At 70.7% G+C, this 11,329-nt stretch carries 14 protein-coding genes; 2 read left to right on the top strand and 12 right to left on the bottom strand.

The annotated features are described in order from the left end of the window. Positions 1-88: 88 nt before the first annotated feature. The 3 genes from ABZ858_RS28600 to ABZ858_RS28590 all read right to left on the bottom strand — a co-directional run bounded on the left by ABZ858_RS28600 (position 89) and on the right by ABZ858_RS28590 (position 3,765). On the bottom strand, positions 89-1,909 hold the full coding sequence (locus tag ABZ858_RS28600; RefSeq protein ID WP_361384642.1) for a phosphatidylglycerol lysyltransferase domain-containing protein: 1,821 nt from the start codon (positions 1,907-1,909) through the stop codon (positions 89-91). A 138-nt stretch (positions 1,910-2,047) separates the two neighbouring features. Then, the gene (locus ABZ858_RS28595; RefSeq protein WP_361384639.1) at positions 2,048-2,590 is read right to left on the bottom strand and encodes a hypothetical protein; all 543 of its coding nucleotides are present in this window, start codon (positions 2,588-2,590) and stop codon (positions 2,048-2,050) included. A 272-nt stretch (positions 2,591-2,862) separates the two neighbouring features. Then, complete coding sequence (locus ABZ858_RS28590) at positions 2,863-3,765, bottom strand: LysR family transcriptional regulator (protein WP_361384805.1); 903 nt, start codon at positions 3,763-3,765, stop codon at positions 2,863-2,865. A 78-nt stretch (positions 3,766-3,843) separates the two neighbouring features. On the opposite strand from ABZ858_RS28590, the gene ABZ858_RS28585 reads away from it, so the two are divergent. After that, positions 3,844-4,860 carry an EamA family transporter gene (locus ABZ858_RS28585; RefSeq protein ID WP_361384636.1) on the top strand — a complete coding sequence of 339 codons (1,017 nt, stop codon included), beginning with the start codon at positions 3,844-3,846 and terminating at the stop codon, positions 4,858-4,860. Between the two features lie 93 nt (positions 4,861-4,953). Continuing rightward, positions 4,954-5,628, top strand: a complete 675-nt coding sequence (locus ABZ858_RS28580) for an NAD(P)H-binding protein (RefSeq protein WP_361384802.1) — start codon at positions 4,954-4,956, stop codon at positions 5,626-5,628. A gap of 707 nt (positions 5,629-6,335) precedes the next feature. Here ABZ858_RS28580 and ABZ858_RS28575 read toward each other — a convergent pair. The 9 genes from ABZ858_RS28575 to ABZ858_RS28535 form a co-directional block, all read right to left on the bottom strand. Then, on the bottom strand, positions 6,336-7,124 hold the full coding sequence (locus tag ABZ858_RS28575) for a sigma-70 family RNA polymerase sigma factor (RefSeq protein WP_361384633.1): 789 nt from the start codon (positions 7,122-7,124) through the stop codon (positions 6,336-6,338). Next, positions 7,117-7,305 carry a hypothetical protein gene (locus ABZ858_RS28570; RefSeq protein WP_360715300.1) on the bottom strand — a complete coding sequence of 63 codons (189 nt, stop codon included), beginning with the start codon at positions 7,303-7,305 and terminating at the stop codon, positions 7,117-7,119. The genes ABZ858_RS28575 and ABZ858_RS28570 overlap by 8 nt, the downstream gene beginning before the upstream one ends. Positions 7,306-7,618: 313 nt before the next feature. After that, the gene (locus tag ABZ858_RS28565) at positions 7,619-8,422 is read right to left on the bottom strand and encodes an aminoglycoside phosphotransferase (protein ID WP_361384799.1); all 804 of its coding nucleotides are present in this window, start codon (positions 8,420-8,422) and stop codon (positions 7,619-7,621) included. A gap of 119 nt (positions 8,423-8,541) precedes the next feature. Beyond that, a complete protein-coding gene (locus tag ABZ858_RS28560) occupies positions 8,542-8,754 on the bottom strand; it encodes a hypothetical protein (RefSeq protein WP_360715304.1) in 213 nt (70 codons plus the stop codon). Further along, entirely contained in the window at positions 8,751-9,911 is a 1,161-nt protein-coding gene (locus ABZ858_RS28555; protein ID WP_361384630.1) for a radical SAM protein, read from the bottom strand. Before ABZ858_RS28555 ends, ABZ858_RS28560 begins: the two co-directional genes overlap by 4 nt. A gap of 103 nt (positions 9,912-10,014) precedes the next feature. Then, positions 10,015-10,155 carry a hypothetical protein gene (locus tag ABZ858_RS28550; protein WP_361384627.1) on the bottom strand — a complete coding sequence of 47 codons (141 nt, stop codon included), beginning with the start codon at positions 10,153-10,155 and terminating at the stop codon, positions 10,015-10,017. Next, the gene (locus ABZ858_RS28545) at positions 10,152-10,388 is read right to left on the bottom strand and encodes a hypothetical protein (protein ID WP_361384624.1); all 237 of its coding nucleotides are present in this window, start codon (positions 10,386-10,388) and stop codon (positions 10,152-10,154) included. The genes ABZ858_RS28550 and ABZ858_RS28545 overlap by 4 nt, the downstream gene beginning before the upstream one ends. Continuing rightward, positions 10,385-10,798: a hypothetical protein gene (locus ABZ858_RS28540; protein WP_361384621.1), complete on the bottom strand. Its 414-nt coding sequence runs from the start codon at positions 10,796-10,798 to the stop codon at positions 10,385-10,387. Before ABZ858_RS28540 ends, ABZ858_RS28545 begins: the two co-directional genes overlap by 4 nt. After that, positions 10,798-11,214 (bottom strand): hypothetical protein, encoded by a 417-nt coding sequence (locus tag ABZ858_RS28535; RefSeq protein ID WP_361384618.1) that lies wholly within the window; start codon positions 11,212-11,214, stop codon positions 10,798-10,800. Before ABZ858_RS28535 ends, ABZ858_RS28540 begins: the two co-directional genes overlap by 1 nt. Positions 11,215-11,329 lie beyond the last annotated feature (115 nt).

The raw sequence follows: 11,329 nt of genomic DNA, 5'->3' as shown, positions 1-11,329 counted from the left end.
CCTTCTCGTCGCCGTCCCTCGCGGCGGCCTCCCCGTGCCCCCCGGTCCCCGTCATGCCGGCGAGGCTGCCGAGACAGCAAATCCCCGGTCAGTGCGCCGACTTGGCTGCCTCCGCGGCGGCGTCCTGCGTGGGCTTCCGCTTGCGGCGGGTGAACGACGGCAGCGCGGGCGGGGTGAGGAAGCCCTCCGCGCGGGCGCTGGCGAGCCCGATGCGCGGGATGTCGGCGCTCTTGGCGAACAGCAGGAAGCGGGGCTCCCACACCGGCCGGTACTTGGCGTTGGCGCGGTACAGGGACTCGATCTGCCACCAGCGGGAGAAGAAGGTGAGCACGGAACGCCACAGCCGCAGCACGGGTCCGGCACCGAGCCGTGCCCCGCGTTCGAAGACCGAGCGGAACATGGCGAAGTTCAGCGAGACCCGCCGTACCCCGATCTCCCCGGCGCGCAGCAGCAGTTCGACGACCATGAACTCCATCAGGCCGTTCTCGGAGTCGCGGTCGCGGCGCATCAGGTCCAGGGACAGGCCGCGCTCGCCCCACGGCACGAAGCTGAGCAGCGCGCGCGGCTCGCCGTCCGTGTCCCGGCACTCCAGCATCACGCAGCGCCCGTCGGACGGATCGCCCAGCCGGCCGAGCGCCATGGAGAAACCGCGCTCGGTGCCGCCGTCGCGCCACAGGTCGGCGCGCTCCACGAGCAGGGCCATCTCGTCGTCCGGGATGTCCTCGTGGCGGCGGATCGCGACGGTGTAACCGGCCCGGCGGACCCGGTTGTGCGCCTGCCGCACGACCCGCATGGCACGTCCGTCGAGGCTGAAGTCGGCCACGTCGACGATGGCCTCGTCACCGAGTTCCAGGGCGTCCAGGCCGTGCCGGGCGTAGATCGTGCCGGCCTCCTCGCTCGCGCCCATCACGGCGGGCGTCCACGCGTGCCGGCGGGCCTCGGCCAGCCAGGCGTCGATGGCGCCGGGCCAGGCCTCCGGGTCACCGATCGGGTCGCCGGAGGCGAGGCTGACACCGCTCACCACCCGGTAGGTGACGGCGGCCTTGCCGGTGGGGGAGAAGATCGCGGCCTTGTCGCAGCGGAGCGCGAAGTAGCCGAGGGAGTCGCGGTCGCCGTGCTTGTCGAGCAGGGCGCGCAGCCGCGTCTCGTCGTCCTCGGTGAGCAGGGCGCGGCCGCGCGGCGCGCGGAAGCAGGCGTACAGGACCAGCAGGAAGGTCACTGCGGCCAGGGCGTTGATGGTGAAGTCCACCCAGCGGGGCGCGTACACGTGCGGGACGTGCTCGGCGAGCGGGCCGATGGTGACGCCGCGCAGCAGGGTGTAGAGGACCTTCTCGGTCAACGGCGCGCTGCCGTGCGCCTTGTTGGTGGCGTCCACCAGCCAGGTGCCCAGGCCCGCGGTGACCAGGACACCGCCGGCGCCCACGGCCAGGGCCAGCCGGAGGTTGGAGCGGTCGCCGATGGCGTTGAACTCGCGCCGCCCGATCAGCAGCGCGGCCACGAACAGGGCGGTGAGCGCGGTGGAGAACCAGTTGAACAGGTGGTCGCGGTACCGGTCCTGGGTGAGGGCGAGGACGTAGAGGAGGAGCAGCGGTCCGGCGAGCAGCAGGTTGAACACCCAGGCCGCGCGTTTGCGGCGCCGCATCACCACGGCCAGGAACAGGGCGAGCGCCGCCGAGACCAGGCCGGCGGTGGCCAGGTACGGGGTGAAGAACGAACCGCCGTTGTGCCGGTGCACCTCCTTGCGGAACGGCAGCGACAGCACCGCGACGATGTTGAGCACCGCGAGCAGCCGCAGGTACCAGACGGTGGCCGCGGCCGCCCCGGCCCGCAGCCGGGGGCCGGGGGAGGGAGGCGCGGAACCGCGGGCATCGCGCTGTGGGGGGATCTGGACCGACTGTTGTGCGGACATGGGTGTCGCTTCACCTCGAAGCGGCCGGTGAAACCGGCGTGAAAGGAGTGGAAAGGGCAAGCAGTTGAGCAGCGGAGGCCGCGCGGCGGCCCCACTCCCACTGTCCCGGGAAAAGGTAAGGAACGGGAGAACGGTCCCTTACTCGCCGGGGACGGGGGTGGTGCGGGTGGTGCGGGAGGTGCGGGAGGTACGGGGGGTGCCGGCGGGGCGATCGGGGCGGCTCTCGCCGTGGCTGTCGGTGGAGGTCGCGGGGCCGGGAACGGGTGCGTCCGTGGGGCCGCCGACGGACGTGCCCGCCGGGCCGGGAAGGGGTGCGCCCGCGTCCCCGTCCGCGCCACCGTCCGTGTCGGCGCCCGTACCGCCGTCCGTGTCGGCGTCCGTGTCGCCGTCGCCCGCGTGGGTGCGGGCCGCGTGTCCGCGGGCGGCCGTCAGGTGCCAGGCCAGGTCGCCCGCCGCCGCGCCGGCCGCCACCAGGGCGACGATGACACCCGCCGTCGCGAACCCGTCGCTGAACAGGTGGGGCCGCTGGGCCAGGGCGTGCAGTCCGAAACCACACAGCTCGTACACCCCGACGGCCGCGACCGTGAGACTGACGACGAGCACCACGAACGCCACCCGGAGCCCGGTCGTGGACTCCTCGGCGGGCGCAGTGCCGGAGTCCGGACAACGCGCTTCCTGCATGAGTCCCCCGTCGACGGTTGGATGGCGAGCCGGACCCTACAGTACGTAGTGTCGTTCGCGGAGGGAAACCGGCGGCCGGGCGGCGGCCTCAGAGGATGCGGACGGGACGGGCGGGGTTGACGACGGCGACCCCCGTACGGCGACGCCCTCGCCCACCGACCCGAGCAGCTCGGCCGGCACGGCCCCGGCGGCCCCTGCCGTGCCGGTCTCCTCGGTGCCGGTCCCCGCGGTGTGGGCGGCCTGGCAGCGGGCGCCTACCGGTCTTCCATCGCCTACCGGTCGCTCGTCGCGGCCCCGAGGACGCCGAGGACGCCGAGCATGGCGCGGGTGGCCGGGCTGGGGTTGAACCGGCTCCACGCCAGATACTCGACGCGGTGCGGCCCGTCGACCACCGGGACCAGGGCCAGCCCGGGGGCGCCGGCCGCCAGCGGGCGGATGAACGCCGACGGCAGCAGCGCGATGCCGAGCCCGCGGGTGATCAGCCCGGTCATCAGCTCGACGACGCCCGCCTCGTAGGCGACCTCGCGGCCCACCCCCGCGGCGGCGAACGCCTGGTCGGACTGGGCCCGGGCCGGTGTCCCGCCCACGAAGTCCACGAACGTCTCCCCGGCGATCTCCCGCAGCGTGACGCGCGGGGCGCCCGCCAGCGGGTGCCCGGCCGGTACCACCAGCACGTGCTCGTCGTGATCGAGGACCAGCGTCTCCACCCCGGCCGGCCGCTCGCCCTCCGGCAGCCCGAGGAAGGCGATGTCCAGCTCACCGTCCCGGATCGCCGCCACCAGCTCGTCGCTGCGCTCGGAGCGGAGGATGACATGGACGTCCGGGTGCCGGGCGCGGTAGCGCTGGAGCAACTCGGGCACGTCCACGGCGGCCGTGGTCACGATCACGCCGACCGCGAGCCGGCCGCGGACCACCCCGGTCGCGGCGGCGGCGTCGGCGGCCGCGCGGTCGGCGGCGGCCAGACACTCGCGCGCCCCGGCGACGAACGCCGCCCCCGCGCTGGTCAGCTCCACCCGGCGGCTGGACCGGGCGAACAGCTGGACCCCCAACTCCCGTTCCAGCCCGGCGATCCGGTGACTGAGCGACGACTGCACCACGGAACAGCGCTCGGCCGCGCGCGTGAAGTTACGGGTCTCGGCGACGGCGACGACGTACCGCATCTGCTGAAGGTCCACCGAACCATGGTCAGTGTGCATGGCTGCCATGACAAGCATGCGTTGGATTCATGAGGCGATGTCCCGAGACTTCCCCGTATGCAGACCACGCAGACCCGTATGCAGACCACGCAGAACAGGGAGAACACCCAGCCCCTGACCGATCACCCCCCGGCCCCGCCGCGTACCTCCCCCACCGCACGCCGCACCGTCACCGCACGCCGTACCGCCACCGTCGCGCTGACCGCGCTCGCGCCCGCGTCCTGGGGCACGACGTACGCCGTCACCACGGAACTGCTGCCGCCCGGCCACCCGCTGTTCGCCGGCCTGATGCGGGCGCTGCCCGCGGGCCTGCTCGCGCTGGTGATCACCCGGCGGCTGCCGCGCGGGGACTGGTGGTGGAAGGCGGCGGTCCTCGGCGTCCTCAACATCGGCGCCTTCTTCCCACTCCTGTTCCTCGCGGCCGAACGGCTGCCCGGCGGCGTCGCCGCCACCCTCGGGGCCGCGCAGCCGCTGCTGGTCGCGGCGCTGGCGGTCGCCGTCCTGCGCGACCGGCCGACCGTCTGGCGATCGGTGTGGAGCGTGATCGGCGTGGCCGGCGTCGGACTGGTCGTACTCGGCCCGCAGGCCGGTCTGGACACCACCGGGGTGCTCGCCGGACTCGTCGGCACGGCCACCATGGCCGGCGGTGTCGTCCTCACCAAGCGCTGGGGCCGTCCGGCGGGCGTCGGCCCCCTCACGCTGGCCGGCTGGCAGCTCACGGCCGGCGGCCTGCTGCTGTTCCCGCTCACCCTGGCCGTCGAGGGCGTACCGCGGCGGATCGACGCGGGCGCGATCGGCGGCTACCTGTGGCTCGGCAGCATGGGCGGCCTGATCGCCTACACCCTGTGGTTCCGCGGCATCGGCAGGCTGCCGGTCGGCGCGTCGGCCCCGCTGGTGCTGCTGTCCCCGCTGGTGGCGGCGGTTGTGGGCATCGCCCTGGGCGAGTCGCTGAGCCCCCCGCAGACCCTCGGCTTCGCCCTGGCCCTGGCCGCGATGCTGGCGGCACAGCTGACGCCGGCGCAGGTGTTCGGGCGCGTGAGGCGGCGCGGAGGCGACGCCGGCGGAGCCGGATGAGCACAGGAACGGCCACCCCGAAGAGCACCACCCCGAAGAGCACAGAAGAGCACCAGGACGAAGGAGAACATGATGAACGAGCCGAAGACGACCATGCGGATCGCCGTACTGGGCGCCACCGGGATGGTGGGCAGCAGGGTGGTCACCGAGGCGGCCGCACGCGGCCACCGCGTGCTGGCCCTCTCCCGGAAACCCGAGACCGGGCCCGAGTCCGGGGCCCGCCCGGAAGTGAGTCCGGTCGCGGTGGACGCGCAGGACGAGGAGGCGCTGCGCGAGGCGCTGACGGACACGGCGGACGCGGTCGTCGTGGCGGTGCGGACGGTACCGGTGGACGAGGATTTCCTGGTCGGGACCACGCGCAGGGTGCTGGACACCGCGGCCCGGCTCGGCATCCGCGTCCTGGTGGTCGGCGGCGCGGGCGCCCTGCGCAGCCCGGGCACCCGGGACCTGCTGATCGCGGACGACCCCGCCCACGTCCCCGCCGGACTGAGGCCCGTGGCTGCCGCGGGCATAGCCCAGTTGCGCACCTGCGAGACCCATCCGCACCCCGACTGGACCTACTTGAGCCCCCCGGCCCACCTGGAACCGGGCCCCCGCACCGGCCACTACCGCCGCGGCACCGACACCCTGCTCACCACCCCGGACGGCCACTCCTGGATCAGCACGGAGGACCTGGCGACCGCGATCCTCGACGAACTGGAATCCCCGGGCCCGGACCGCCACATCACGATGGTCCACCGCGACGAACGTCAGCCCGCGAAGCCCTGACGCAGGGTCACCGGCCGACGCGCGGGGCGCGAAGGGCGTCGGGCGGGGAGGTGCCCAGAAGCTGCCGCTCCCTCCATCGAAACTCCCGCCACCACTGTCGAAGCCTCCACCGTGGTGGCCTCCGTCGCTGTGGACCCGCCGGCGTGGTGACCGCCATGTGAACCGCCATGTGAACCGCTATGTGAGCTGTGGCCCGAATGGCTGTCGGTGCTTGCTCCCCCGGAGCGATGGGCGCCGCCGCTCGGTTCGCTGGAGTGCGGATACGGGCTCATGGGCACGGGATCGGAGCCGCTGCTTCGGCTCATCCATCAGGGCTTGGTGGCCGCCGGTGGCGTCCGCGTCACGTCTCTGGCGCCCACTCAAGGCCACACCAGGCAATAAGGCTGATGCCCCGCCTCATGCAGCCGATGTGAGAAGTCCTGCCACTCGTGCAGCGATTGGAGGCGGGAGGGCGCTGACCTGGGGTTTCGCAGGGAAACTTTGCGGTGACCTGGGAAAACTCCTCTCGGTAGTTCTCCCGGGTCAACGCCGTTTCCCGGGCTCATGTGCCCTGGATGTGCCCTCAGTTCCTCACGAGCGTGTAGTCCCATCTATCTGTCCGGGAGGCGCGTGCGAGTACGGACGACTTCCTCGTCCTCGGGAAGGTCGTCCTCAGGCATCGGCGTTCGCCGCTACGGCTTCCGAGTGACTGCCCGGTTGTACTGGCGCTACCTGAACGATTCCCGGATCCGGTCCGTGATGGGGCGCGGTGCGAATGTCCCGCCCTCTTCGATCGCCTGTTGGCGGCGTTTCCACAACCTGAACGCCCAGCGGGCCAGGCCGGAGACGAGGAGACAACCTATGGTCCCGTAGTTCCATGTCGAGGCTGACGGAGCCTGCAGCAGAGGGCCTTGAGGGCTGCCTGCCGGGGGTTGCATTCTCCTGAGGAGGCGACTCCCAGCCAGGGAGAGCGCCATGACGCCCACCACCAGCAGGGCAGCCAGATGGATTCGGAGCGCTGCCACCGCGCGCACGACATGAGTGGCGACCGTTCCCGGCTTCTTGTTCATAGCCTCGGCGGTCTCGGCCTGCGTGTAGTCCAACGCCTTGGTCGCCCACACAGCGGTCCGCTGCTGTGCAGGCAGGTTGTGCAAGGCCCTGTACACAGCCACACGATTGGTAACCAAGTCGCTGAAGTCTGCGACGTGCCCGTCTGCCGACTGCGCCTGGTGGGCGGGCACTGCGGCCAGGGACGCGCGCCGTCGGCTCTGACGGCTTGCGGCCCGTACGTCGCTGCGTATCACGGCATAGAGATAAGCGCGCGGATCGTGGACCTGTTCAGGGGCGCGCAGAACCTTGGCAAATGCGGTCTGCACTACGTCCTCGGCGGACAGTGCGGACTCCGGTAGCCGCTCCTCGGCCAGGAGCCGGCGCGCAAGCCCCTGCATCTCACCACGATGATCCCGATACAGCGATTCCAGGGCTTCACTTACCAGGGTCTCGGGTTTCTCAGGCACGGCTCTGCCCTCGCTTGCCGAGCTGCTTTGCGCTGCCGTCGTCATCCTCTTGCTCACGCCGGGCCCGAATCAGAGCCGCTCTCGCCTGCACCCGATTGCGGTAGGACACGCTGTCCACCCACCCCTTCAGGCTCGGAGCCAGGACCACGACGATGGACAACAACGCGCCCGCGATCTCCACGGAACTCCTCCTCATAGTTAGCGGCCTCCCGCCCTGTGGTCCAGAGCAGAGGCTGTACATGTCTGAAGAGGTGCGGCAGGCCCGATCTCATGACAAGGTCGCAGAATTTTTCTATTCGGCCACGGCTGGGGCCAGCACACGTGAGCTGAGGACTCGGCTCGGACGCAGCAGGCATGTGGGCGGGGACTTCGGCCGTCGGCGGCAAGTGGGCGCGGGACGGGACGTCACGGTGACCTTCGACGGCTCCGGTGAGGGCGATGCCGTCCTCGGGGCCTGGGAGGCGGACACCTCGGATGGGCGGACTATTTCACGTCTACAGGGCCCAGTCCCGGACGCACGCGAGCTCCGCCGCCCGCTCCGCCATCTCCAGCTTCCATGGTGTCCGGTCCACTTCAGAGATCTCCCGCCACAGTGCCGCCGTAGCCGAGCTGAACGCTGCGAGCGCCTCGGCCTTTGCATCCCGCCAGGACGGAAACCGACTAGCGAAGGCGAGCGCCTCCTCCACGGAATGCCCGGCGTCCATGAGCTGGAGGAGAAGGGCGCAGGGGTCGATCCAGGCCGCCCCTCGGGTCGGCCAGGCCCAGTCGATGAGTCGCGCACGTTCACCGGTGATCAGAACGTTGTCCGGGGCGAAATCGGTGTGCAGGAGAGTGTTGCCCTCGAAGTAGTGCAGGGAGCCCGGCGGTGCGTAGTCTGCCCACCGGTCAACGGCGTCCTTGAGACCGATGCCCGGGGGTGCTGTGACGTCCTGCAGCTCGGCAAGCGCGGCTTCCACCAGCGGCAGGTCGGGCGAGCCTGGTGTGTAGTCGGCGTGGCGGCCGTCGATCACCTCGTAGCCGAGCAAGCTCCAGCCGCCGAACTCCAGGTGCCAGTACAGACGCGGACAAGATGCCGGCAAGTACGAGGCGACGGCTGCCTCGCGGCGTTGGGCAGCGACCTGGGGATGGTCGGACGGGATGCCCTTTACGAAGACCCTGCCGCTGTTCGTCTCCAGGACGGAGGCGATGCCGGAGTTCATTCCGCCCTGCGCAGTCAGCGAGCTGTGCACGGCACCGATCTTGTCAGCGACGGCTTGGCGGACGCCGGCGGGAAGCTGCTCGTAGGCGATGCGGGACATGGACACGCGCGGTTTCCTCAGGGTGCTCGGATACGGGGAGTAGCGCCCCGGCCAGGGTACGGTGGGGGCGCTACTGAGGGGATGGAACGAGAGGGTGGCGCGCGCCACCCGTGGTGGATCTAGTACGGCTGGTCGTCACCGGCCGAGCAGCTGCACTCGGCGCCCTCGGCAGCCTCGTCCAGGTTGGCGATGATCTGGAACTCGTCGTCCTTGATCGACAGGGCGGTCAGCTGCACCGGTGGGGCACCGGTCGGCGTTTCCATCGGACGTCGGCCGATGGTGAGCATGACCGGTTCGCGGGGCGGGGTCAGGGTTGCGGTGGGCGGAGTCATGATCCGTAACCTCCATGCTGGCAGTAGAGCTCTCGTCGGTCCCCCGCCTCCTGGTAGAGCCTGGCCAGCGGTCGGCACGTGCCGCACGTGCCGACCTTCGTGCAGCCGGAGCATCCACCGGTGCGGAGCTGTAGGGACTCGGCGATCACGCCGAGTCGGGGGAGGGCTTCGACGCCCTCGGTGATGAGGTTCACGCTCGGGTCACGGCCGACCTTGCAGATTGACGCGATGCCGTGCGGGTTGACGTGGAAGAACGTGTGGCCGGCGTTGCAGCCAGTGAAGATGCTCCGGGCCTTGAGGTGGCCCAGTGCCTGCGTCGCCAGCGGGTTAGCCTCGCCGTCGATCGTGGGCGACATGTTCGTGAAGACCTGGTGCGGGAAGCCGTACGACTTCGCGAGGCGCACCATTGCGTCTGTCTCATGCGCGTTGTCGTCCGAGACGATCACGTTCAGCCGGACTGGCAGTCGGTCCTCGCGGGCGGCGTCCAGGCCCATCAGGAACCGGTTGAACGCCCCGCGGTTCCGCGTGACCTTGTCGTACGTCTTGGTGGTCGCGCCGTACACGCTCAGGGTCAGCCGGTACGGCCGGTGGCGGGCGAACAGGTCCCGGATCGGTTGCTTCCGCAAGCTGGAGCCGTTGGACGAGACCTGGACCATCATCCCGAGCTGGTGGGCGTACTCGTACGCCGCGCCGAACTCGCGGTCGATCAGCGCCTCACCGCCTGTGATCTGCAACCACAGGACACCGGCGTCCCTCAGTGTCTGGAGCAGCGTCTGCTTGCCTGCCCAGTCAAGGCCCTCGAACCGCTTCTCGCCGAGGTAGCAGAACTCGCAGTCGTAGTCGCAGCCGAGGTTGATCTCCCACGACGCCTTGCCGTACCCGTACCGGGACCGCTCGCGGACGAGGACGACGTCGCTGACTGGCGACGAGGACAGTTCGGTCCCCCACGCCTCCCTCGCCGCGTCGGCCAGCCAGTCCGGGACGGATCGTCCTTCCGCCCCCGAAGCCCGCAGCTCCTCGTAGCGGACCTCCGGGATGCGCACGCCTGCCGCCAGGCCGGGCTGGACAAGGAGGTACTGGGCGAGAAACGGGCTGGCCACGAGCCGAGGAGCTGTTTTGGTCGTCAGCCTCTCGGCGCGGGTGTTCGTCTCGGTCATGGGACCTCCACGGGTTGGGTAGGAGGGGTTGGTCGGATCTGGTGGTGGGCGGTGATCAGGCTGGCCGCCAGCTCGGCCAGTGGATCCCTTCGCCAAGCGCGGGTCATGGCGCGATCCGTGCGGTCGAGGCGACCACGCCGATCACGAAGCCGCACGCGGCGGACACGAGCACGATCAGCAGTGGTCCGGTGTAGCGGGCGTCCCAGGCGTCCCGGCCGGCCCGGGCGGCAACACGGCCGTTCACGGCTTCCACCAGGCCCTCCACGGGCGGGTGATGATCTCCCGGTACGTATGGTGCGACGGATTGCGGCCACCGTGCGTGAACACCCAGCTCTGCGGATCGGCGAAGTCGGTGCCGGGAGGCGAGGTCTCGCCACAGACCGCGTACTGCATGGCGTACGTGGTGGGCTCGGCGTCGGGTTCCCGGTCGGGCTGGAGGGTCCACTCCTGGTGGCACATGATCGTGCGGCTGGTCATCGAACCGCCTCCAGAGTTGTGGCGACGTAGGGGTGCTGGAGAGCAGCGCGGAGGGCGTCCGTGTCGGTGAGGGTGTCGTCGTCGGGTAGTTCGCACCATCCGCCGAACCAGTCGTCGAGCAGCTCCAGGCCGGGGGCCACGAGCCAGGAGTCGGTGGAGAGGTGCCGTACCGGCAGATCGCCCCAACTGGCTGCGGAGCCGGTCGGGACGGCGTAGTAGAGACGCCCGTTGGGCCTGTCGTAGAGCACGGGGCCCACGGACGTACCGATGCAGCGCAGGTGGGCCAGGGCCAGGAGGCCGATCTCGGCGGAGGTGCGCACGACGTCCCAGCCATCGCCGACCTTCAGCAGCCGCAGCCCCGGCACGTCGTTCACCATGGGCGCGCTTCGCAACGCGTCACGCACGGACATCACGCGTCTCCCTGCGGCCGGAAGCTGTGGCTCGCGCCGAGCGAAGAGGGGGATCCCGTGGTCGGCGTGCGGGGGCGGACCACGATCAGACGAGCGCCAATTGCTGTTATCTGCCACTTGCGCTCGGTGCCGAGGTCCTTCGGGCCGAGGTGGCTGAGAGCCGGAACCACGGCACCGTAGGCATCGGGGAGTTCGAGCACGTCGAGCAGACCGACGAAGGCGGGGGAGCGGATGATCACCGTGGAGTCGCGTTCGGTGAAGACGCCGCACAGGGCCAGTTCGTGCCGGTCGCAGTACTCGGTGAGGCAGTCGACGAGCGCCGCGTGGCGGGGCAGCCCGCCGGTGACGTGGCGTAGGTAGCCGAAGACCTGAGGGAAGGCGACGGGGCGGCGTTCGGTGATGAGATCGTCGTCCATGCCCACAGCGTCGGCCGTCGTGAACGGCCTCGAAATGACCTGCTGTTGTACTTCCGTTGCACTTCCCACCCCACGTCGTCACCGACAGTGCTTCCATACGTGACGGAGGGAGGTC

Origin of the sequence: Streptomyces sp. NPDC047017, assembly GCF_040644175.1 — a bacterium.
Classification (GTDB): Bacteria; Actinomycetota; Actinomycetes; order Streptomycetales; family Streptomycetaceae; genus Streptomyces.
The sequence above is the reverse complement of the archived record's forward strand: the minus strand, read 5'-3'. Positions and strand labels throughout refer to the sequence as shown.

Coding starts and splice junctions, on each gene's coding strand:
- ABZ858_RS28600 (WP_361384642.1), bottom strand. CDS start 1,909: ATGTCCGCACAACAGTCGGTCCAGATCCCCCCACAGCGCGATGCCCGC.
- ABZ858_RS28595 (WP_361384639.1), bottom strand. CDS start 2,590: ATGCAGGAAGCGCGTTGTCCGGACTCCGGCACTGCGCCCGCCGAGGAG.
- ABZ858_RS28585 (WP_361384636.1), top strand. CDS start 3,844: ATGCAGACCACGCAGACCCGTATGCAGACCACGCAGAACAGGGAGAAC.
- ABZ858_RS28580 (WP_361384802.1), top strand. CDS start 4,954: ATGCGGATCGCCGTACTGGGCGCCACCGGGATGGTGGGCAGCAGGGTG.
- ABZ858_RS28565 (WP_361384799.1), bottom strand. CDS start 8,422: ATGTCCCGCATCGCCTACGAGCAGCTTCCCGCCGGCGTCCGCCAAGCC.
- ABZ858_RS28560 (WP_360715304.1), bottom strand. CDS start 8,754: ATGACTCCGCCCACCGCAACCCTGACCCCGCCCCGCGAACCGGTCATG.
- ABZ858_RS28555 (WP_361384630.1), bottom strand. CDS start 9,911: ATGACCGAGACGAACACCCGCGCCGAGAGGCTGACGACCAAAACAGCT.
- ABZ858_RS28545 (WP_361384624.1), bottom strand. CDS start 10,388: ATGACCAGCCGCACGATCATGTGCCACCAGGAGTGGACCCTCCAGCCC.
- ABZ858_RS28540 (WP_361384621.1), bottom strand. CDS start 10,798: ATGTCCGTGCGTGACGCGTTGCGAAGCGCGCCCATGGTGAACGACGTG.
- ABZ858_RS28535 (WP_361384618.1), bottom strand. CDS start 11,214: ATGGACGACGATCTCATCACCGAACGCCGCCCCGTCGCCTTCCCTCAG.